Here is a 1,007-nt window from a genome sequence, read left to right as displayed (position 1 = left end):
CTCGCGGATGTTCTCTCGATCTGTGGATATGGAACCGTAGGAAGTCCCATCGTCCCAGTTCAAGGGGCATCCGCGTCTTCATGTCCAGGCCCTGGACCGGTCATCGCTCGGTGGATCAAGGCTAAGCACTGGGGCGCCGAAGGACGCTGCCCGGACAGCGTCTTTGATCACCCAGTCGTGTGAGGTAACCTGGCATGACGCTGAAGCGTATGCCGCATGGGCCGGTAAAGCGCTGCCTTCCAGCCAGCAGTGGGAGAAGTCAGCTCGTGGACCGATGGGTGATGCCTACCCTTGGGGAAACGGCGCGACAGCCGCCAAATGCAACGTCCGTGAATCCGGTATCGGGCACACAACACCTGTGAGTCGATACCAGAGTGGAGCCAGCCCGTTTGGCGTCTACGACCTGTGCGGAAACGTGTGGGAGTGGTGTTCGACGCCTACCAAGCATGACCGATTCGAGCTGAAGGGCAGCGCCTTCACGAGCCGTTTCGATCGAGCCGCCCCGTCGTCGTTTAATGATGCGTCGGCCGACATGCAGGATGAAGATACGGGCTTTCGCTGCGTAACCGCCACACTCCCAGGCAGACGTGATTTCCTCTGACGTCCCTACCCCCTGCCGGCTTCAGCCCCGGCGCTGTCCGAACCGGCACTTCGTACCCGCGCCCGCCCCGCGCCGTCAGGCGGCCCGGTGCTGGAAAGCCCGGCGGTACGCCGTCGGCGTGACGCCGATGACGTCGCGGAACCGGGCGCGCATGTTGGCGCCGCTGCCGAGGCCGCATCGGGTGGCGATCTGTTCCACCTGGAGGTCGGTGGTCTCCAGGAGTTCCCGTGCACGGTTGATGCGGGCGGTCAGGAGCCATTGGTGGGGGCTGACGCCGGTTTCCTGGCGCCACAGGCGGGTCAGGGTGCGCGGGGAGACGCCGGCGTGGTCGGCGAGCGCGGGGATCGTGAGGTCGTCGTCGAGGCCGCGCAGGGCCCACTCGCGGGTGGTGGCGAGGGTGGTGGAC

2 protein-coding genes are annotated in these 1,007 nt (G+C 65.7%); one reads left to right on the top strand and one right to left on the bottom strand.

Annotation, left to right across the window (positions count from 1 at the left end; all coding sequences use genetic code 11):
- Window positions 1-163: 163 nt before the first annotated feature.
- Window positions 164-601, top strand: a complete 438-nt coding sequence (locus K6I34_RS37400; RefSeq protein ID WP_229332463.1) for an SUMF1/EgtB/PvdO family nonheme iron enzyme — start codon at window positions 164-166, stop codon at window positions 599-601.
- Between the two features lie 75 nt (window positions 602-676).
- On the opposite strand, the gene K6I34_RS37395 is transcribed toward K6I34_RS37400, so the two are convergent.
- A partial coding sequence (locus tag K6I34_RS37395) for a helix-turn-helix domain-containing protein (protein WP_229332462.1) occupies window positions 677-1,007 on the bottom strand: 331 nt, incomplete at its 5' end.

The sequence above is a fragment of the Streptomyces sp. UNOC14_S4 genome (genome assembly GCF_020740835.1).
Lineage (GTDB): Bacteria > Actinomycetota > Actinomycetes > Streptomycetales > Streptomycetaceae > Streptomyces.
Note: the sequence above shows the minus strand (reverse complement) of the source record. Positions and strands in the feature narration are given on the sequence as shown.